Here is an 18100-nt window from a genome sequence, read left to right as displayed (position 1 = left end):
CCTTGTGTTCAGCAAAGTCTGGCATGGCTCGCTTGTTTTTGTAAATATTGAATGTTATTCTATATATTGAATGACAAACCTCGACGACACCGTGAAGGCCAGCAAGGCCCCAGCCATCGCCCGTGCGGCTGCTGTCTTGCGCCTGCTCGGCAAGCGCGGATCGCCCATGGGGGTTCAGTCCATCGCCCGCGAACTCGGGCTGGTCCCCAGCACCTGCCTTTACGTGCTGCGCGCCCTGGTGGCCGAGGAACTGGTGGCTTTCGACGCCGACACCAAGCGTTACGCCCTCGACGCGGGGGTCCTCACGCTGGCCCGCGCATGGCTGCGGCGCGACCAGTTCAACGACCTCGCCCAGCCGGCGCTCGACCGTCTGGCCCGCGAATTCGGGATCACCACGCTGGGGGTCCAGGTGTTCGGGCTGGACCACATCATCGTGACGGCGATGTCGCAGTCAGGGCAGAACTTCCAGCTCTCCACCCAGGTCGGCAGCCGCTTTCCGGCGTTGGTCTCCGCCACCGGCCGCTGCATCGCCGCCTTCGGAAACTACCCGGAAAGCGACCTCGAGCCCCGCTTCGAACACCTGCGCTGGGATGAAGCGCCCACCTGGGAAGACTGGCGCGCACAAGTCGAGGAAGCGCGCGAAACCGGCGTAGCGGTAGATGCCGGGAACTACATTGCCGGCGTCACCGTGATCGCCGCTCCGGTCTGGAAAGGCGCAGGATCACCTAGTCACGCACTTGTCGCGATCGGGATAGGGGCGGCGCTACGCAGCGAATTGCCTCGGTTGAAGGAGGCTCTTCGGGGGGCGGCAAGGTCTTTGAGTGAACAGCTGGAAGGGTGAAGACCTTGAGCCATTGCCGGGTCAGGCATCGGTCATTTTGCGGACTTCCACCTCACCTTTCTCAATACAGGCGGCTTTCACCCTGCAATCGCCTCCCGCAGCGCGGGCATGGTGTTTTCAAGCAGCTTCAGGCTTTTCCAGCCCTGCTGCGGCGAGAGGCCGCCGAGGAGGGGCTGGAATCCAATGTTGGCACCTTCCATCCCGGCCACCTTGTCCAGCAGCATCTGCGGGGTCCATGCGGCGAACATACCTGCGTGGCGCAGCGCGGCAGGGTCGGTCAGCCCTTTGAAGGGCGAGTTGGACGCATCGCCTTCGGTTTCTGCCAGCTTGGCATATTCGGTAATGACGTGGACGGCGTGAGGGGCGATGGCTTCCCACCCCTCGTCCGGGTCGTCGCACAGGTGGATCGCCAGCGGCATGCCGGGCCGAGGGCGAAAGTACGTGCGCGGGCGATTGCCGAGGCGTTCGCATTCGGCGAGGTAGATGTCGACGAGATCGCCCTTCATCGGCCCGAACCCGACCCCGAACTTCGCTGCGCGCCTGGCCGAGGCCGGCACGCCGCCGCCGACGAGGATGATGTCCTCGGGCTCCTGCACCGGCAGGGGGCGCACGAAAATGGGGCGGGTTCCGGCGTCACTGGTATGCTCGAAACGCTCTCCCCTGAGCGCGCGCAGGATGATCTCCAGCCCCTCGTCCATCAGCTTTGCGCGGTCGCCCAGCGACTTGCGGAACATCGCGAATTCATATGGGACATAGCCCGCGCCGAAAATCACGCCGAGACGGCCGTTCGACATGTTGTCGACCACCGCGATCTGCTCGGCCAGTTCCAGCGGATCGTGCAGCGGCAGGATCACGGCGCCAAGGAGGAAGCGTATCCGGCTGGTCACCGCCGCCATTCCCCCCGCCAACGCGAAGGGCTGCGGCAGGTAGCCATCGTCCGACCCGTGGTGCTGCATGAGGCCGATCTGGTCGGCGCCGATCCTGTCGACGAAGGCGGCCATCTCGATTGCCGCGCGGTAGAGTTCGTGCGTCGGCGTCGCCCAGTCGGGCGAGCGCATGTCGAACGAAACGGAAATCTTGCAGTCTTTCACGGCCGGCTCTCCAGTATGGCGTAGGACGTATCGTTCTTCCCGCCTGTGGTCGCAGAGCAGGCGGCCAAGTTCGCGGCGATCGACGCGCGAGGGCCGCGACGGCGCTTGCATTTCAGGTCGTCCATGGCTTTGGTTCTCTCCATCCCGCGCCCGTTTTCCGCTGGCGCCCCGCAGCTAAATTCAGTAAATACAGAATATGCCGAACATCAAGCCTTCACAGCAGGACGAAGCCTTTCTTGACGCCATGGCGATGTTGATGGCCCCCTGGGGCTGGCCGCGGCCGGTTGGGCGCATCTACGCGTACCTCCTGTTGCGTGAGGAACCGGCGACTCTGGACGAGATCGCAGCCGACCTTGGCATGAGCAAAAGCAACGCCAGCGTCGCCGCTCGCACGCTGGAGCATTGCGGCAGTGCCCGCCGTCAGGGCGAGCCGGGCAGCCGCCGCATCTTTTATTCGGTGCCGGCAGAGTTCAGCGGGCCTTTCATCGCCAAGGCCGAACTGCTGGAGCGGCAGGTACGCATGTTCAACGGCCAGCGCGGCCGCGCGGTCCCAGCCGCGGTCGCGGAACGCTTCGATCGTCTCTCCGAATTCTACACCGCCATGCGCGCAGCCATCGAAGGCGTGATCGCCGGCCAGGCCGGCTCTGCAATGGGTTCGGCGGCGGCGGACGAGGGCGATCGCCCGGCGGGCAAGACCGCCTCGCGCGCCGTTTAACCGCCGATCTTCGCTGCCAGTTCCGGCACATCGGCCAGCGCGCGCAAGGCGTCGTTGAGGTGGGTGCACCCTTCAGGCCCGCGCAGCTGCGCCAGCACTTCGTCCCGAATGTCCGCAAGGCCCTTGCCCACCAGACGCTGCGTGTTGTGAACCGCGCCGGGGCATTCGGAAAACGGCAGGATACGCGCCTCCGGTTCGATCGACAGCACTTCAAGCGTGGCAAGATCCGCCGTCGCGCGCAGGAGGTATTCGTGGATCGCGACGCGGCTGCCGTCGATACGGGCGGCGCTGTCCTGAAAGGCGGAATCGATGCGGATTACACCCGCCGCCTCGTCCCGGGTCACGTCGATACGGCGGGCACGGCGAAAGCCTGCGCCTTCGTGGTCGGAGAGCGCGTGCCAGCCCTGCGGATCGAGCGGATTGCGCACGTCGCCCGCGTCGGCGCTGGCGACATCCTGCGGCGGACCGCCGGGCTGAACCCCGCTGTTCCCCTCCTGCAAACCCCAGCACACGTTGACGCGCTGGGCCAGCAACTGGTCGTGCTGCTCATCGCCGAGGCGTTCGCGCAGCCGCTTGGACCAGTCGGGATTGAACTGAGCCCACGCGAAGGCGCTGACCAGCGCGCTGCCCGAAAGATCGTCAAGGATCAGGTATAGTGGATGCGCCACGTCGGGCATTATCTCGCGCAGCACGGACCGCAAGTGGCCGCCCGCGCGGGCGCCGACCAGCCGCTCCACCTCTGCCGGAGCGGGGTCGGCGGTAATGGCGGTGATCGTCTTGTCCTCGCTCATGCGCACGTCGAAATGCGCCTCGGCCAGAGTCAGTCCCTCGGCGCCCTCCTGCGGCGTCCACAGATCGCGCGCGGCGCCGATGAAGCGGCGCTGCGCCTCGATACCGTCAGGCCAAGACACGTCGATGCTTGTCGTGCGCCGCACTGATCCGGCGATGCGGGCCGGAGCGGGATTCGCGGTGCTGCGCGGCGGCGGCGGCGTCCGATGCGGAGACGAAATCATAGTACTCATGCGAATCACGCTGGACCGCGCCGCGTCGGCAATCAAGCCTCGGGTATGAAGCAAACCGCAGCCGGGTTCCGTGTTGATGGCGCGAAAGCCGGATTGGAAAGGCCTGCTACGCGGTTTCCAAGCCTTTGGTCCCGGTACAGCGAGGCGGGTTTGTCCTGCCTTCATCCGCCTGGCGATGTCTTCCAACCCCTTCTGGTCGCCGACGCCGCCTGCGTATTCCAAGCCGCAGCCTCTCGCAGAATCGCGTTACCCTTCTCATTAAAGGCTAACCGACCAGCGGACATGCCTCAACTGCCGTACCTCGCGCTAATGCGAGGGGGCCGCTGCGCCTTGTCAGCGCTAGAGGTCGTACCTATTCCAAGCCCGAACGCGCGGGCGTCCATCCGAGACGCCCCACCGGCAACCACGAGGAACCGCACGAAATGGCATACACCGACTTCCTGAAGCAGCAGTGCTACATCGACGGCGCGTGGGTGGATGCCGATTCCGGCGCGACATTCGAGGTCACCGATCCGGGCAGCGGCGCGGTGCTGGGCACGGTTCCCAAGATGGGCGCGGATGAAACCGCCCGCGCGATCGACGCGGCCGAAGCCGCTCTCCCCGCCTGGCGCGCCAAGACCGCCGGTGAGCGTTCGAAGCTGATGCGCAAGCTCTATGAACTGATGATGCAGCATCAGGACGACCTGGGCGAACTGCTCACCCGCGAGCAGGGCAAGCCGCTGGCCGAAGGCAAGGGCGAGATCGCCTATGGCGCCAGCTTCATCGAGTGGTTCGCCGAAGAGGGGAAGCGCGCTTACGGCGACACTATCCCCGGCCACGCGCCTGATCGCCGCATCGTCGTCATCAAGCAGGGCGTCGGCGTGGTTGCCGCGATCACGCCGTGGAACTTTCCCAATGCGATGATTACGCGCAAGCTGGGCCCGGCGCTGGCGGCGGGCTGCACCATCGTCATCAAGCCCGCGTCGGCCACGCCTTATTCGGCGCTGGCCATCGCGCAGCTTTGCGAAATGGCGGGTATTCCCAAGGGCGTGGTCAACGTGGTCACCGGCAGCGCGGGCCAGATCGGCTCGGCGCTTACCTCCAGCCCGAAAGTCGCCAAACTGACCTTCACCGGCTCCACCGAGATCGGCCGCGACCTGCTGCGCGAATGCGCCGAAACGATCAAGAAGTGCTCGATGGAGCTGGGCGGCAACGCGCCGTTCCTGGTGTTCGACGATGCCGATGTGGACGCGGCCATCGAAGGCGCCATGATCTCCAAGTTCCGCAACGGCGGCCAGACCTGCGTGTGCACCAACAGGTTCTACGTGCAGGACGGCGTCTATGACGAGTTCGTCACCAAGCTGGCTGCGCGCGTGAATGGCATGAAGGTTGGCTACGGCATGGACGATGGCACCACCGTTGGCCCGCTGATCGATGAAAAGGCAGTCGAAAAGGTCGAGGAGCACCTGAAGAACGCGCTCGACGGCGGCGCCAAGGTCCTCGCCGGCGGCCAGCGCAACGAGCGCGGCGGCAGCTTCTTCAACCCCACCGTGATCTCGGGCGTGACGCCGGACATGCAGCTCGCCCGCGAGGAGACCTTCGGCCCCCTGGCCGGCGTGATCCGGTTCACCGAGGAAGCCGAAGCGATCCGCATGGCCAACGATACCGAATTCGGCCTTGCCAGCTACTTCTACGCCAGCGACCTGAGCCGCGTATGGCGCGTGGCGGAGGCGCTGGAAGCGGGCATGGTCGGCATCAACACCGGCCTGATCTCCACCGAAGTCGCCCCGTTCGGCGGTGTGAAGCAGTCCGGCCTGGGCCGCGAAGGCTCGCACTACGGCCTCGATGACTACATGGAGGTGAAGTACCTCTGCATGGGCATCAAGCCCGCCTGAAGCTGGAGCAGGCGCTGCCCTCCCACCCAAAGGGGGAGGGCAGCCCCGCTTTTCAACCCAGTAGCTTCTCGATTGCGTCGATCGTCGCGCCGAAATCGGCGACCAGCCCGCGATAGGGTTCCGGCCCGGTCATATCGAGGCCCGAAGCCTTGATGATGTCGACCGGATCGGCCGACCCGCCAGCCCGCAGCACGTCCAGGTAGCGCTCGCGCTCAACCTTGCCGCCGTTCAGGATCGAGTGCGCGAACCATGTTCCCGCTGCGATCGAGGTGGCGTACTTGTAGACGTAGAACTGGCTGTAGAAGTGCGGGATATAGGCCCACTCGATGGCGTAAGGCGCATCGATCACGAAGTTCGGGCCGTGGTAGCGCTTCAGCAGATCCAGATAGACCCGCGTCAGGCTTTCGCCGGACAGGCCTTCGCCCGCCTCTGCCATCTCGTGCATCTTCAGTTCGAACTCGGCGAACATGGCCTGGCGGAAGAACGTGCCGCGCATCCCCTCCAGCCGCATGCCAAGGTAGTAGATCTTCTCTTCCTTGGTCTTCGCCTGCGCCAGCATATACTCGGTCAGCAGCACCTCGTTGCAGGTCGAGGCAATCTCGGCGGTGAAGATCGGGTAGTCCGACAGTTCGAACGGCTGCACCGAATCCGCCAGGATCGAATGCATCGCATGGCCCCATTCGTGGGCATAGGTGGACAGCCCTTCGTAGTTCTCGCCAAGGTTCAGCAGCAGATAGGGGTGCACGCCGTAGGCCGAACCGTTCATGTAGGCGCCGGGGCGCTTGCCGGGCCGGGGCAGCGGGTCCATCCATTTCGCCGCCGTCGCCGCGCCCAGACGCTTCACGTAATCGGGGCCAAGCGGCGCCACCGCTTTCAGTGTGATGTTGCGCATGTCGGTAAGCGTGAACTTGCGCTCCATGCTGACCAGCGGCGGGTAGATGTCGTAATAATGCATGTCCGGCAGCTTCAGCATCCTGCGCCGCAACTCGAACGAGCGGTGGAGCTGCGGCAAGCCGGCGTCGGTTTCGGCGATCAACGTGCGATAGACGCTTTCAGGCACGTTATCGCCCGACAGCGCGCCTGCCAGTGAACTGGGATAGCTGCGCATCCGCGCCTCGAACACATCGCCCTTGAGCTTGGCCGCCATCGCCGCGCCGAGCGAGCTTTCAAACTTGCCCATCTGGCCGAAGAAGCTGTCGAACACCGTCTTGCGGTCCTCGCGGCTGGGCGCGTCGCGGGTCAGGGTGTAGCCCTGGGCATCCAGCCGCTGGCTCCGCCCGTCCGAAAGGCTGACCGTGGGCCAGGGAATGTCGGAGTTGAACAACTGCTCGCGGATCGTCTGCGGCCCGCCCAGCGGCGAGGACGCGGCGGCAAGGATCTGCTCGCCCTTGACGTCAAGGGTATGCGCGGCCTGCCGCAGCGTCTTGCGCAGCGCATAGGCGAACCGGCCCTTGAGCACGGCATTGCCCGCGATGTAGCTTTCGACCTTGTCCTTGCCCAGCGCCAGCACTTCGGGCGCGGTCCAGGCGGTTGCCTCGCCAAAGGAAGATGCGAGATCCTCGACCTGGGCGTTGCGCTCCTGATTGGCGGAAATGCGCACATCCTCGTCAGCGCGCAGCGAGGCATGGACGTAGACGCGCATCATCTTGATGGTGACGGCGGAAATATCCTCGAACGCCTTGGCCATCGCATCGGCGCCCTGCCCCAGCGTGCCCTTGTAGGCTGCGAGGCGCGGCAGCGCGGCGACCACCTCCTTGCGCGCCGCATCCCAGGCGGCAAGGTCGGGGAAAAGGTCGGTAAGGTCCCAGGCGGCGCCGTTCGGACCCGCAGCCGCATGGGCGGCGCCGGCAAACAGCGACGGCAGCGCAGAGGCAAGCGGAAGCGCGGCGGCCAGGCCCAGCGCGCCGCGGCGGTCGGTTTCGATCATGGATGTGTCCCTTGCTGTTCCGCGCCCGGAAACGCGCGGAAAACGATCGGCCAAAGCTACCCCGAGATTTCGGCAAGGCAAGGCCAGTCAAGCCGCCGGTCGACGCGCATATGCCGTTGGTCGACCACCGTCATCGCAAGGCGAGATGCGAAAAGGCCGGACCGGGATTGCTCCCGGCCCGGCCTTTCATGTCCGGTGATCCGTCAGAAAACTGAGGATCAGGCCAGCGCGGCTTTCAGCGCATCGGCGAGGTCGGTGCGCTCCCAGGGGAACAGGTCGCCCTCGGGCTGGCGGCCGAAGTGGCCGTAAGCAGCGGTGACGCCGTAGATCGGCTTGTTGAGGCCAAGGCCCACGCGGATGCCGCGCGGGGTCAGGCCGCCCAGCTTGTCAGCCGCGACTTTGGCGATCGCCGCTTCGAGGTCTGCGTCGCTGGCCGTACCCGTGCCGTGGGTGTCGACATAGAGCGAGAGCGGCTTCGACACGCCGATGGCGTAGGAAACCTGGATCGTGCAGTGCGTGGCAAGACCGGCGGCAACTACGTTCTTGGCAAGATAGCGCGTCACATAAGCGGCCGAACGGTCGACCTTGGTCGGATCCTTGCCCGAGAACGCGCCGCCGCCGTGCGGGGCCGCACCGCCGTAGGTGTCGACGATGATCTTGCGGCCGGTAAGGCCAGCGTCGCCGTCAGGGCCGCCGATCTCGAACGAGCCGGTCGGGTTGATGTGGAACACGGTTTCCGCGGTGACGAAGCCTTCCGGCAGCAACTCGGTGACGACCTGCTTCACATAGCTCTTCAGCTCCGCTTCCTTGTCGCCCGTGTCGTAACCGGGCGCATGCTGGGTCGAGACGACGACAGCGGTCGCGGCAACCGGCACGCCGTTCTCGAAGCGCAGGGTAACCTGGCTCTTGGCGTCGGGCTCAAGGAAAGGCGCCGCGCCCGAGTGGCGGTCTTCGGCCAAGCGGTGCAGGATCTTGTGGCTGTAGTAGAGCGTCGCCGGCATCAGGTCGGGCGTCTCGTCGCAGGCGTAACCGAACATGATGCCCTGGTCGCCCGCGCCTTCATCCTTGTTGCCCGATGCGTCGACGCCCTGGGCAATGTGGGCGGACTGGGCATGCAGGCGGTTGATGAATTCGAAGGTTTCCCAGTGGAAACCGTCCTGCGCGTAACCGATCTTCTTTACGACATCGCGGACCGTCTTCTCGATCTCGGCAAGCGCGCCTTCGGCCCATTCGCCGTTCTCGAACACGCCCTTGCAGCGGATTTCACCGGCAAGGACAACGAGCTGGGTGGTCGTCAGGGTCTCGCAGGCGACGCGGGCCTCGGGGTCCTTGGACAGGAAAAGATCAACGATGGCATCGGAAATCTGGTCGGAAACCTTGTCCGGGTGGCCTTCGGAAACGCTCTCGGACGTGAAGACGTAGTTGCTGCGCATGAGAAACCCTGGGATATAAAGGAAGCTTTATGTGACGTTCCGGGTCTACCCCCGACTGCGCCTCAGTGCAACCACGCAAAGACTTGCAAAAAACAGCATCGCGGCAAACCCCAGCGGCAGCACGTTTCCATAGCGGGCGAACAGGGTCGGTTCATGCGCCAGCGGGATCATTCCATCGAGCCGGCCTGCCTGGTGACGCGGCACAAAAGCGCGCACGATCCCGTCCGCGTCGATGACAGCGCTGATGCCGGTGGTGGTGGATCGCAGGACCGGCAACCCCTCTTCGATCGCGCGAAGCCGCGCCTGCGCTAGATGCTGGGGCGGGCCCCAGGCGCCGAACCAGCCATCGTTCGATGGATTGAAGATGTAGTCGGGCCGGTTCGCCGGATCGACGACATGGCCGCTGAAGATGATCTCATAGCAGATCTGGATGCCGGCCTCGCCGTAGACGCCGAAGTCGATTGTGCGCGGCCCCGGACCGGGCCAGAAATCGAGTTGCCCTGCCACGAAGCGGCTGGCGCCCAGCGGCTCCAGTATCCACCGCAGCGGCAGATATTCGCCGAAGGGCACGAGGTGCGCCTTGGAATAACCGGCCAGGATATCCCCGTCGCCATCGAGCGCAGTGACCGAATTGCGCGCGGCCACATCCTCGCCGTTTTCGATCACAACGTCGACCGCCCCGGTCAGGAGCAGGCCGTAAGGGCCGATCACCCGGCCGATGCGCATCCGCGAGAGCGCAGGATCGCCGCCGTAGTTGTAAGCGCTGTAGACGTAGGCCGGGTAGCCATCGCGCAGGAAGTCGGCGAGGCCGGATTCAGGCCAGAACACCACGCGCCGGTCGCCGCTGCCGCGCGGCAGTGAAAGCATGGCGAGTTTGCGAAAGCTGATTTCGAACTGGCGCGGGTCGTCGATGACCTCCTGCCTGAGATCGGGCTGGACGAGGGTATAGGGCACCGCGCCTTCGCGCTCCGGTGGCCCCGGCATGATCATGACGAGGGCCAGTGCGCCGGCGAAAGCCAGCACCGGCAGTCCCCATAGCAACCGGCCCAGCCGGTCCTGCCCATCGGCCCCGCGCGCGCAGAGTCCCGGCAGTCCGGCAAGCAGGGCCAGCACGCCGGAAAGGCCGTAAGTCCCGATCCAGGGGGTAATCACCGCCAGGCCACGGCTGCCGAATGGCCCCAGCAGCGCAACGCCCAGCGGGTTCCAGGCAAAGCCGCTGAACAGCCAGCTGCGCGTCCATTCGGTTACGATCCAGGCGGCAGCGAAGGCAAGGAGGAAGCTGGCGAACCGGCCGCGTCCCTCTGGCCGGGCGACCAGCCATGCGGCCAGCACCGCAAGCGCGGGAAACAGCGCAAGGTAAACCGCGATCAGCACCACCGCGATCATGCCCAGCGATGCTGGCAAATTGGCCTGATAGGTGAAAGCCGTCGCGATCCAGTTGTTGCCGAGCGTGAAGTGGCCCAGCCCGAAGCACCAACCCAGTGCGAAGACCTGACGGCCCGTGCCGGCGCGGCTCACCAATTCGAGCAGCCATGCCACGCCGAGCAATGTCAGAGGCCATAGGGCGAGGGGTTGGAAGCCGCAGGCAGCGGCGGCGCCGGCGACGAGGGCCGCCAAGGCGCGATAGGCCGGCCTGGGCGGAACCAGGGCCTGGCTCAAAAAACGGGGAAAGGGCGAAGCGCGCCGATCTGACTGCATCGCCTAGGGCTTGTAAGCCCGGCCCGGCCGGGCGCAAGTCACCTTGCGCCCGGCCGGGAAGAGATCAGCCGTTCACGGCTTCAGGCGTGGCGCCCGCATCGTCGGCCGCAGGCTTGCGAGCGCGGCGGCGGCGGGGCTTTTCCTCGGCGGCGGCTTCGGCAGATGCCTCGGCGGGCGCTTCGACAGGCGCGTCTACCGACGCTTCTGCGGGCTGAGCCGCTGCCCGGGGCTTGCGGGCGGGCTTGGCCGAGATCGCGGGCGGCAAAACCGCTGCATCGAAGTTGCCCTTAGGCTCCGGCGAAGCAGCATCGGCGGCAGCCTCCTCGACTTCCTCGTCAACGCGGGGTCCGCGCGGCTTGCGCTGCTTGAGACCGCGGGTACCGCGATTATCGCGCACGAAGGGGTTCTCAGGCGGTTCGTAAACCGAACCGGGGACTTCCGTCGCCGGGTCCGCAGCCACTTCGGTCGCAGCGACCGGCGCTTCGGCTACTGTTTCGTCACGGCGCTCGGCACGGGGTTCACGGTCCTGACGCGGCTCACGGTCCTGGCGCGGGCCGCGATCGGAGCGCTGCTCACGATCCTGACGCGGTTCGCGCTCGGGACGCTGCTCGCGGTCCTGGCGAGGTTCACGATCGGCGCGCTGCTCACGATCCTGGCGCGGTTCGCGCTCAGGGCGCTGCTCGCGGTCCTGGCGCGGTTCACGCTCGGACGGCATCGGGCGGTCGCCCGGCATCGAGGGATTTTCGCCGTAGGGATCGTACTCCGAACCGAAGTCGTCGCTGTATTCGGACGGACGGTCGCTGGGACGCGGCTGGCGCGATTCATCCTGACGCTGCTTCTGGTCGGCAATGACGCGGAAGTAGTGATCGGCGAACTGGAGGTTGTATTCCTCCGTCACGCGGTCGCCGTTCAGATGGGCATCATGGGCCAGCTTGCGATACTTTTCGAGCATCTGGGGAGCGTTGCCGCGCGCCCTGCTGTCGATCCGGTTCGTTTGCTGACCGCCCTGCTGGCGGTTGTTGTTGTTACCGCGGCCACGCCTGCGGTTGTTATTGTTGTTATTGTTGTTGCTACTACGATTGTTATTCAAGGATAACGTTCCTCAAAACCCCTGGCATCCGCCTGAGCCCTACAGGCCGGTATGCCTAAATAAATTGATCCCGACTGGCCCCCCGGCCGCCGTGAGCTTCACATCTGCCTTGCCGTGGAGACCCACGGCCGCTTGCAAATGCTGGAGGCGAGCCGGGTATGGGAAAACATCGTCCATAAGCCGGTTCGCATCAATCTTTAGGCATTCTAAAGCCTAATTCCAAGCGAAAACTTACGCCCCATGCATGTTTGTCCACCAAAACGCGATGACCCGTGCCCGTCCGGCAAGGTCGCGATGAAGCCGGGCCGATAGACCGCAGGCCTCGCCGATGGCGATGACGGCCTCTGCCTGCTCATGCCCGATCTCCACCAGCGCCGCTCCGCCGGGCGCCAGCAGGAGCGGAAGCTGCGGCAGGAGGATGCGGTAGTCGTCAAGGCCGTGAGGCCCGGAGAACAGGGCACCCGCCGGCTCGAAGGCCCTTACGGAAACGTCCAGCGCGGCGTCGTCCTCGACATAGGGCGGGTTGGCGAGGATGAGGTCGAACGGTCCGCCGAGGGCGTCGCTCCAGCCCGGTTCGTGCCAGTCGGCGGGGACCATCGCGACGCGGTCCGCGAGGCCGAGCGCCTCGGCGTTGGCCTGCGCGATCGCCAGGGCGCCGGGGGAGCGGTCGATGCCGATGCCGCGGGCGGCGGGCAGGTTAAACAATGTCGCCAGCAGAAGTGCGCCCGAACCGGTGCCGCAATCTAGCACGGTGCGGGCACCCGGCCGGGCGGCGATAGCAGTCTCCACCAGCACTTCCGAATCGCCGCGCGGGATCAGCACGTCGGGCCCAACGATGAAGGGCAGTGAGAAGAACTCCTGCTGCCCGGTGATGTAGGCCACCGGCTCGTGACGCGCGCGGCGCTCGACCAGCAGCGCGAAGCCTTCGGGCGCCGGATCGCGCATCCGGCTCAGCAGAAGCTGCGAGCGGGTAACCCCCAACGCGTGGGCCATCAACACCTCGGCGTCGAGCCGGGCGGTGTCGCTGGTGGGGGAGAGTTGCTCGGCGGCAGCGCGGATCGCTGCGGCGACGGCGACGTCAGTCATGCTTCGACAAGCTCAGCATGAGCGGTGGCTGGAAATAGGTACACCGCTGCCCCGCTCACCCTCAGCCATCCATCGCCGCAAGGCGCTTGGCCTCGTCCTCGGCGATCAGGGCGTCGACCAGTTCGCCCAGGCCCGGTCCTTCGAGGATTTCCGGCAGGCGGTGGAGGGTCAGATTGATGCGGTGGTCGGTCACCCGGCCTTGCGGGAAGTTGTAGGTGCGGATGCGTTCCGAGCGGTCGCCCGAGCCGACCATGGCCTTGCGGGCCTCGGCCTCGGCGCCCTGCGCTTCGTCGCGCATCTTCTCGTAAAGGCGGGCGCGCAGGACCTGCATCGCCTTGGCCTTGTTCTTGTGCTGGCTGCGCTCGTCCTGGCAGATCACCACCAGTCCCGAGGGCAAGTGCGTGATGCGCACCGCCGAATCGGTGGTGTTGACGTGCTGGCCGCCCGCGCCCGATGCGCGGTAAATGTCGATCTTGAGGTCTTTGTCGTCGATCTGGACGTCGACCTCGGTCGGCTCAGGCAGCACCGCGACGGTTGCGGCGGAGGTGTGGATGCGCCCGCCCGATTCGGTGACCGGCACGCGCTGGACGCGGTGGACGCCGCTTTCGAACTTGAGCTTGGCGAACACGCCCGAGCCGTTGATGTTGGCGACCACTTCCTTGAAGCCGCCCACATCGCTGGCGTTGGCGCTGACCATCTCGATGCGCCAGCCCTGCTCGGCCGCATATTTCTCGTACATGCGGTAGAGGTCGGCGGCGAACAACGCGGCCTCGTCGCCGCCGGTGCCGGCGCGGATTTCCAGCATGGCCGGGCGCACGTCGGCGGCATCGCGCGGTAGCATTGCGATGGCGAGGCGGCGCTCGGCCTCGGGCAGTTCGGCTTTCAGGCGCGCAACTTCCTCGGCGGCCATGGCGCGCATCTCGGGATCGGGATCGTCCAGCTGCTGGAGCGTTGCCAATTCTCCGCGCATGGCCGCGATATCGGCGGCGGCGCGGGCCACCGGCTCGATCTCGGCATAGTCGCGGCTGGCGGCGACGAATGCCTCGCTGTCGAGCGTGCCCGAGGCAAGGCGCGCCTCCAGTTCTGCAAAGCGTGCCCCGAACTGGGCGAGGCGGGCGTCGGAAATGCTCACGGCTGGATCGTCATCAGGACCTGTTCGACCGCGAGGAACTCGGCGGTCGGCTCACCGGCGCGCAGGTTAGCGGTTGGTACGCCGTCCTTGACCACGAACGAGGCCAGCACTTTGGCGCCCAGCTTCACTGCCTTGTCGAAGCGCTTGCGCGGGCTACCCGTGGCGATCATCTCGGCGTCGATGCCCTGGTGGCGCAGCGCGGTGATGGCTTTCAGCGCAAAGGATAGCGCCGCATCATCCTCGACCGCCAGGATCGCGGTAAGTGCCGGCTCGGACGACTGCCCGGCATCGGCGACAAGCATCGCCAGACGCTCGATACCTGCGGCCCAGCCGACTGCCGGGGTTTCCGGACCGCCAAGCGCGACCATGAGGCCATCGTAGCGGCCGCCGCCCAGCACAGTGCCCTGTGCACCCAGCCGGTCTGTCACGAATTCGAAGGCGGTGTGGCGATAATAGTCCAGCCCGCGCACCAGCGCCGGGGCGCGCACGAAGTCCACCGAGGCCGCTTCCAGCCCGTGGGTCACCGCGCCGAAGAAGTCCTGTGCTTCGCCCGAGAGGAAGTCGTCGATCTTGGGCGCATCGGCGGTGAAGGGCTTGTCGCGCGGGTCCTTGCTGTCGAGGATGCGCAGCGGATTGCGCTCCAGCCGGTCCTGCGAATCCTCGGACAGCGCATCCTTGTGATCCCGGAAATATTCGACCAGCGCGGCGCGCCAGGCATCGCGGCTGGCGGCGTCGCCAAGCGTGTTGAGCTGCAGGGTCACGCCGTCTGCAATGCCCAGTTCCTTGAGCAACTGGTCGGCCATGACCAGCAGTTCCACGTCGGCCATCGGTTCGGCGGCGCCGATCACTTCGGCGTCGATCTGGTGGAACTGGCGGTAGCGGCCCTTTTGCGGGCGCTCATAGCGGAACAGCGGGCCGTGCGTCGCTACCTTGAGCGGGGCGAACTGCTTCCAGCCGTCCGTCAGGTAGGCGCGGGCGATACCGGCGGTGAATTCGGGGCGCAGGGTCAGCGATTCGCCGCCCCGGTCCTCGAACGAATACATTTCCTTGGAGACGACATCGGTCGTCTCGCCCAGCGATCGCGAGAACACGGCAGTCTTTTCGAATACCGGCATTTCCACGCGGCGGAACCGGTAGAGCTTGCGCACGCGCTCGAATGTCTCGACGACGTGGGCGAAAGCCTCGGCTTCGGCGCCGAAGATGTCCTGGGTTCCCCTGATCGCCTGCGGGGTGGTCGGGGCGGTGGATGCTGCTTTGCTCATGGTGCGCGCGCTTAGCCCGATTGGCGCGGCGGGGAAAGTGGCCCTGAGGAAACCGGGCGATTGGATGGTTGCCAAATGCGGCAACAAGCGCAAAGAACCACGTAATGAAGTATCGGTTCGCGGCTACAACGCTCTTCGCCTCCCTGTTCCTCTCCACTTCGGCGCTGGCTCAGGACCCTACCCGCACGACCCCGATGGCGCCCCCGCTGCCACCGGAAATTCCCGCCGCGCGCGATGTCCCCTATGCCGGCACGGTGACGCTGGGGATCGACGCCAGCGACATCGAACGCGGCGTCTACAAGGTGACGCAGAGCTTCCCGGTCGCGGCCGGTACCAAGTCGCTCACCCTGCTCCAGCCCGGCTGGCTGCCCGGCAATCACTCCGAAACCGGCCCCTATGCGATGCTGGCGAACGTCCACTTCTTCGCCGACGGCAAGGAAATCGCCTGGGTGCGCGACACCGTGGCCGTCAACGCCTTCCACCTCGCCCTGCCCGAAGGCACGAAGGAGGTCACTGCCCGCTTCGTCCACACCTCGCCGCTGCAAACCAGCGAAGGCCGTGTGACGATGACGCGAGAGATGCTCAATCTGCAGTGGGAGAAGATGAGCCTCTACCCCGCCGGTTATTACGTGCGGCAGGTCAAGGTGAAGCCGACCGTCACCTTCCCCAAGGGATGGAGCGTCTACACCGCGCTCGACGGCATGGCCCGCAGCGCGAACACCGTCACGTGGAGCACGATCGACTATGAGCGCCTTGTCGATTCGCCCATCTTCGCAGGGATCTACACGCAGCGCTGGGATCTGGGCGAAGGCGTCTGGATGGACGTCGTCGCTGACGAGCCGGCGCAGCTGAAGATCGCGCCCAAGAACCTCGAAACCTACCGCAACCTCGTTTCCGAGGCGCTGGCGACCTTCGGCGCCAAGCACTTCGACCACTACGACTTCCTCCTGGCCCTGACCGACCGCATGGGCGGTATCGGCCTGGAGCACCACCGCTCCAGCGAGAACCAGATGGAGCCCAAGTCCTGGACCGATTGGGATGCCATGGCCTGGGACCGCAACGTCATCGCGCATGAATTCGTGCACAGCTGGAACGGCAAGTTCCGCCGCGGCGCCGATGCCTGGACGCCCGATTACCAGCAGCCGATGCAGAATACCCTGCTGTGGCTCTACGAAGGGCAGACCCAGTTCTGGGGCTATATCCTTTCGGCAAGGTCGGGCGTGCAGTCGCGCGAGACGATCCTGGGCTCGCTCGCCGGCATCGCCGCCAAGTTCGCGGAAGGCACGCCGGGACGCGGCTGGCGCTCGGTGGAGGACACCACCGCCGGTCCGCAGCTCAATCGCCGCCGCCCGCTGCCCTACCTTTCGCTTAGCCGCAGCGAGGATTATTACACCGAGGGCGCATTGACCTGGCTGGAGGCGGACCAGATCATCCGCCAGGGTACGCGCGGGACCAAGGGCCTCGACGATTTCGCCAAGGCCTTCTTCGGCGTGCACGACGGCGACTGGGGCGAGCTGACTTATGATTTCGACGAAATCGTCACCACCCTGAACGGCGTCTATCCCTATGACTGGGCCAGCTTCCTGCGCACCCGCCTTTACGGCACGGGCCAGCCCGCACCGCTCAAGGGTATCGAGATGGGCGGCTACAAGCTGACCTGGCAGGACAAACCCAACCCCTACGACAAGGGCGTGGCAGATTCGCGCAAGACGCTCGACCTGACGTATTCGCTAGGCATCAACCTCAACAAGGATGGCGAAGTCACCTCCACCTTGTGGGACGGACCGGCCTTCAACGCCGGCATCGTCAACACCGCCAAGATCGTGGCCGTCGGCGGGCGCGCCTATGGCGAGGACGTGATGAAGGATGCGGTAACCGCCGCAAAGTCTTCGAAAGCACCGATCACCCTGCTGATCCGCCGTGACGATCGCTATCAGACTATCGAAATCGACTACCATGGGGGCCTGCGTTACCCGTGGCTGGAAAGCACCACACCGGGCAAGACGAACGGCCTGGATCGTCTGCTGACTCCGCGGCGAAACTAAGTTCCGTTCATCCCAATAGGCGGTTGCAGTGCAATAGTTGCAACGCTAAGCCCGCGCGCATCGTGATCCAACCGGTGCGGATGTATCGCGCCAGTTAAAGTAAGGACCGTTATGCGCATCGACATGATCCCCGTTGGCGACAATCCGCCTGAAAGCCTCAACGTCGTCATCGAGGTTCCGGTCGGCGGCGAGCCGGTCAAGTACGAGTTCGACAAGGCTTCCGGCGCACTGTTCGTCGATCGCATCCTGCACACGCCGATGCGTTACCCGGCGAACTACGGCTTCGTGCCGCACACGCTCTCGCCCGATGGCGATCCGCTCGACGCACTTGTCGTCGCACGCTCGCCGTTCATCCCGGGCTGCGTGGTGCAGGTGCGTCCGATCGCCGTCCTCAACCTGGAAGACGAACATGGCGGCGATGAAAAGCTGCTGTGCGTGCCCGTCAATTCGACGTTCCCGTACTATTCGCACGTGAACGAGAAGGAAGACCTGCCCGACATCGTCTACCAGCAGGTTGAGCACTTCTTCACGCACTACAAGGACCTGGAGAAGGAAAAGTGGGTCCGCGTCGGCACCTGGGGCAATGCCGCAGATGCCCGCCGGATCGTGCTGGAAGCCATCGAACGCTACGAGGCCGAAAAGACGGCCTGATCGTCCGGTCGACGATTTCCACCCCTCATGTGGACTGGGGGCCGATGGCGAAAGCCGTCGGCCCCTTTGTCGTTTTATGGGTTCACGCGGGGTCATGGTGCGAGCAGCTTACCCGCGAGCGCTCCAGCAGAGGCCGAGCAAGCCCAAGGCCGCGCAAGGTCCGTCACGGCGACGTGCCCGCTTCGGAAGTTGACGCTTCGGCAGATCAGCAACCGCCGGAATGTTACGGCATG

The 18100-nt window shown here is 65.5% G+C and carries 14 protein-coding genes; 5 read left to right on the top strand and 9 right to left on the bottom strand.

Translation table 11 applies throughout. From position 1 onward, the window contains the following. The first annotated feature begins 70 nt into the window (after positions 1 to 70). Positions 71 to 841, top strand: a complete 771-nt coding sequence (locus TQ38_RS01910; protein ID WP_043973741.1) for an IclR family transcriptional regulator — start codon at positions 71 to 73, stop codon at positions 839 to 841. Positions 842 to 918: 77 nt separating this feature from the next. Here the strand turns inward: TQ38_RS01910 and TQ38_RS01905 are convergent, their stop codons facing one another. After that, positions 919 to 1932, bottom strand: a complete 1014-nt coding sequence (locus TQ38_RS01905) for an LLM class flavin-dependent oxidoreductase (RefSeq protein WP_043973742.1) — start codon at positions 1930 to 1932, stop codon at positions 919 to 921. A gap of 196 nt (positions 1933 to 2128) precedes the next feature. Here TQ38_RS01905 and TQ38_RS01900 point away from each other — a divergent pair, with 196 nt between their 5' ends. Continuing rightward, the gene (locus TQ38_RS01900; RefSeq protein ID WP_043973743.1) at positions 2129 to 2647 is read left to right on the top strand and encodes a GbsR/MarR family transcriptional regulator; all 519 of its coding nucleotides are present in this window, start codon (positions 2129 to 2131) and stop codon (positions 2645 to 2647) included. On the opposite strand, the gene TQ38_RS01895 is transcribed toward TQ38_RS01900, so the two are convergent. Next, positions 2644 to 3669 (bottom strand): DUF2889 domain-containing protein, encoded by a 1026-nt coding sequence (locus tag TQ38_RS01895; RefSeq protein ID WP_240197925.1) that lies wholly within the window; start codon positions 3667 to 3669, stop codon positions 2644 to 2646. The genes TQ38_RS01900 and TQ38_RS01895 overlap by 4 nt on opposite strands. 422 nt (positions 3670 to 4091) lie before the next feature. Between TQ38_RS01895 and TQ38_RS01890 the strand changes: the two genes are divergently transcribed. Next, positions 4092 to 5543: an NAD-dependent succinate-semialdehyde dehydrogenase gene (locus TQ38_RS01890; protein WP_043973747.1), complete on the top strand. Its 1452-nt coding sequence runs from the start codon at positions 4092 to 4094 to the stop codon at positions 5541 to 5543. 52 nt (positions 5544 to 5595) lie between these two features. Here the strand turns inward: TQ38_RS01890 and TQ38_RS01885 are convergent, their stop codons facing one another. From TQ38_RS01885 to hisS, 7 genes are all read right to left on the bottom strand, one after another. Next, the gene (locus TQ38_RS01885; protein WP_052505636.1) at positions 5596 to 7470 is read right to left on the bottom strand and encodes a M3 family oligoendopeptidase; all 1875 of its coding nucleotides are present in this window, start codon (positions 7468 to 7470) and stop codon (positions 5596 to 5598) included. Between the two features lie 218 nt (positions 7471 to 7688). Beyond that, positions 7689 to 8903: a methionine adenosyltransferase gene (metK, locus tag TQ38_RS01880; RefSeq protein WP_043973748.1), complete on the bottom strand. Its 1215-nt coding sequence runs from the start codon at positions 8901 to 8903 to the stop codon at positions 7689 to 7691. A 45-nt stretch (positions 8904 to 8948) separates the two neighbouring features. After that, on the bottom strand, positions 8949 to 10601 hold the full coding sequence (gene lnt / locus TQ38_RS01875; RefSeq protein WP_043973751.1) for an apolipoprotein N-acyltransferase: 1653 nt from the start codon (positions 10599 to 10601) through the stop codon (positions 8949 to 8951). Between the two features lie 64 nt (positions 10602 to 10665). After that, positions 10666 to 11691, bottom strand: a complete 1026-nt coding sequence (locus tag TQ38_RS01870) for a DUF4167 domain-containing protein (RefSeq protein ID WP_043973754.1) — start codon at positions 11689 to 11691, stop codon at positions 10666 to 10668. Between the two features lie 231 nt (positions 11692 to 11922). After that, positions 11923 to 12777 (bottom strand): peptide chain release factor N(5)-glutamine methyltransferase, encoded by an 855-nt coding sequence (gene prmC, locus TQ38_RS01865; protein ID WP_043973757.1) that lies wholly within the window; start codon positions 12775 to 12777, stop codon positions 11923 to 11925. A 61-nt stretch (positions 12778 to 12838) separates the two neighbouring features. Beyond that, a complete protein-coding gene (gene prfA / locus TQ38_RS01860; protein WP_043973759.1) occupies positions 12839 to 13909 on the bottom strand; it encodes a peptide chain release factor 1 in 1071 nt (356 codons plus the stop codon). Then, on the bottom strand, positions 13906 to 15171 hold the full coding sequence (hisS, locus tag TQ38_RS01855; RefSeq protein WP_043973760.1) for a histidine--tRNA ligase: 1266 nt from the start codon (positions 15169 to 15171) through the stop codon (positions 13906 to 13908). The genes prfA and hisS overlap by 4 nt, the downstream gene beginning before the upstream one ends. A gap of 104 nt (positions 15172 to 15275) precedes the next feature. Here hisS and TQ38_RS01850 point away from each other — a divergent pair, with 104 nt between their 5' ends. After that, complete coding sequence (locus TQ38_RS01850; RefSeq protein ID WP_043973762.1) at positions 15276 to 17216, top strand: M61 family metallopeptidase; 1941 nt, start codon at positions 15276 to 15278, stop codon at positions 17214 to 17216. A 111-nt stretch (positions 17217 to 17327) separates the two neighbouring features. Continuing rightward, positions 17328 to 17867 carry an inorganic diphosphatase gene (ppa, locus tag TQ38_RS01845; RefSeq protein WP_043973765.1) on the top strand — a complete coding sequence of 180 codons (540 nt, stop codon included), beginning with the start codon at positions 17328 to 17330 and terminating at the stop codon, positions 17865 to 17867. Positions 17868 to 18100 lie beyond the last annotated feature (233 nt).

The organism is Novosphingobium sp. P6W (assembly GCF_000876675.2).
Lineage (GTDB): Bacteria > Pseudomonadota > Alphaproteobacteria > Sphingomonadales > Sphingomonadaceae > Novosphingobium.
Note: the sequence above shows the minus strand (reverse complement) of the source record. Positions and strands in the feature narration are given on the sequence as shown.

Excerpts from the sequence above, each read along its gene's own strand:
- TQ38_RS01910 (WP_043973741.1), top strand. The coding sequence starts at position 71 with ATGACAAACCTCGACGACACCGTGAAGGCCAGCAAGGCCCCAGCCATC.
- TQ38_RS01900 (WP_043973743.1), top strand. The coding sequence starts at position 2,129 with ATGCCGAACATCAAGCCTTCACAGCAGGACGAAGCCTTTCTTGACGCC.
- TQ38_RS01895 (WP_240197925.1), bottom strand. The coding sequence starts at position 3,669 with ATGAGTACTATGATTTCGTCTCCGCATCGGACGCCGCCGCCGCCGCGC.
- TQ38_RS01890 (WP_043973747.1), top strand. The coding sequence starts at position 4,092 with ATGGCATACACCGACTTCCTGAAGCAGCAGTGCTACATCGACGGCGCG.
- TQ38_RS01885 (WP_052505636.1), bottom strand. The coding sequence starts at position 7,470 with ATGATCGAAACCGACCGCCGCGGCGCGCTGGGCCTGGCCGCCGCGCTT.
- metK (WP_043973748.1), bottom strand. The coding sequence starts at position 8,903 with ATGCGCAGCAACTACGTCTTCACGTCCGAGAGCGTTTCCGAAGGCCAC.
- lnt (WP_043973751.1), bottom strand. The coding sequence starts at position 10,601 with ATGCAGTCAGATCGGCGCGCTTCGCCCTTTCCCCGTTTTTTGAGCCAG.
- prmC (WP_043973757.1), bottom strand. The coding sequence starts at position 12,777 with ATGACTGACGTCGCCGTCGCCGCAGCGATCCGCGCTGCCGCCGAGCAA.
- hisS (WP_043973760.1), bottom strand. The coding sequence starts at position 15,171 with ATGAGCAAAGCAGCATCCACCGCCCCGACCACCCCGCAGGCGATCAGG.
- TQ38_RS01850 (WP_043973762.1), top strand. The coding sequence starts at position 15,276 with ATGAAGTATCGGTTCGCGGCTACAACGCTCTTCGCCTCCCTGTTCCTC.
- ppa (WP_043973765.1), top strand. The coding sequence starts at position 17,328 with ATGCGCATCGACATGATCCCCGTTGGCGACAATCCGCCTGAAAGCCTC.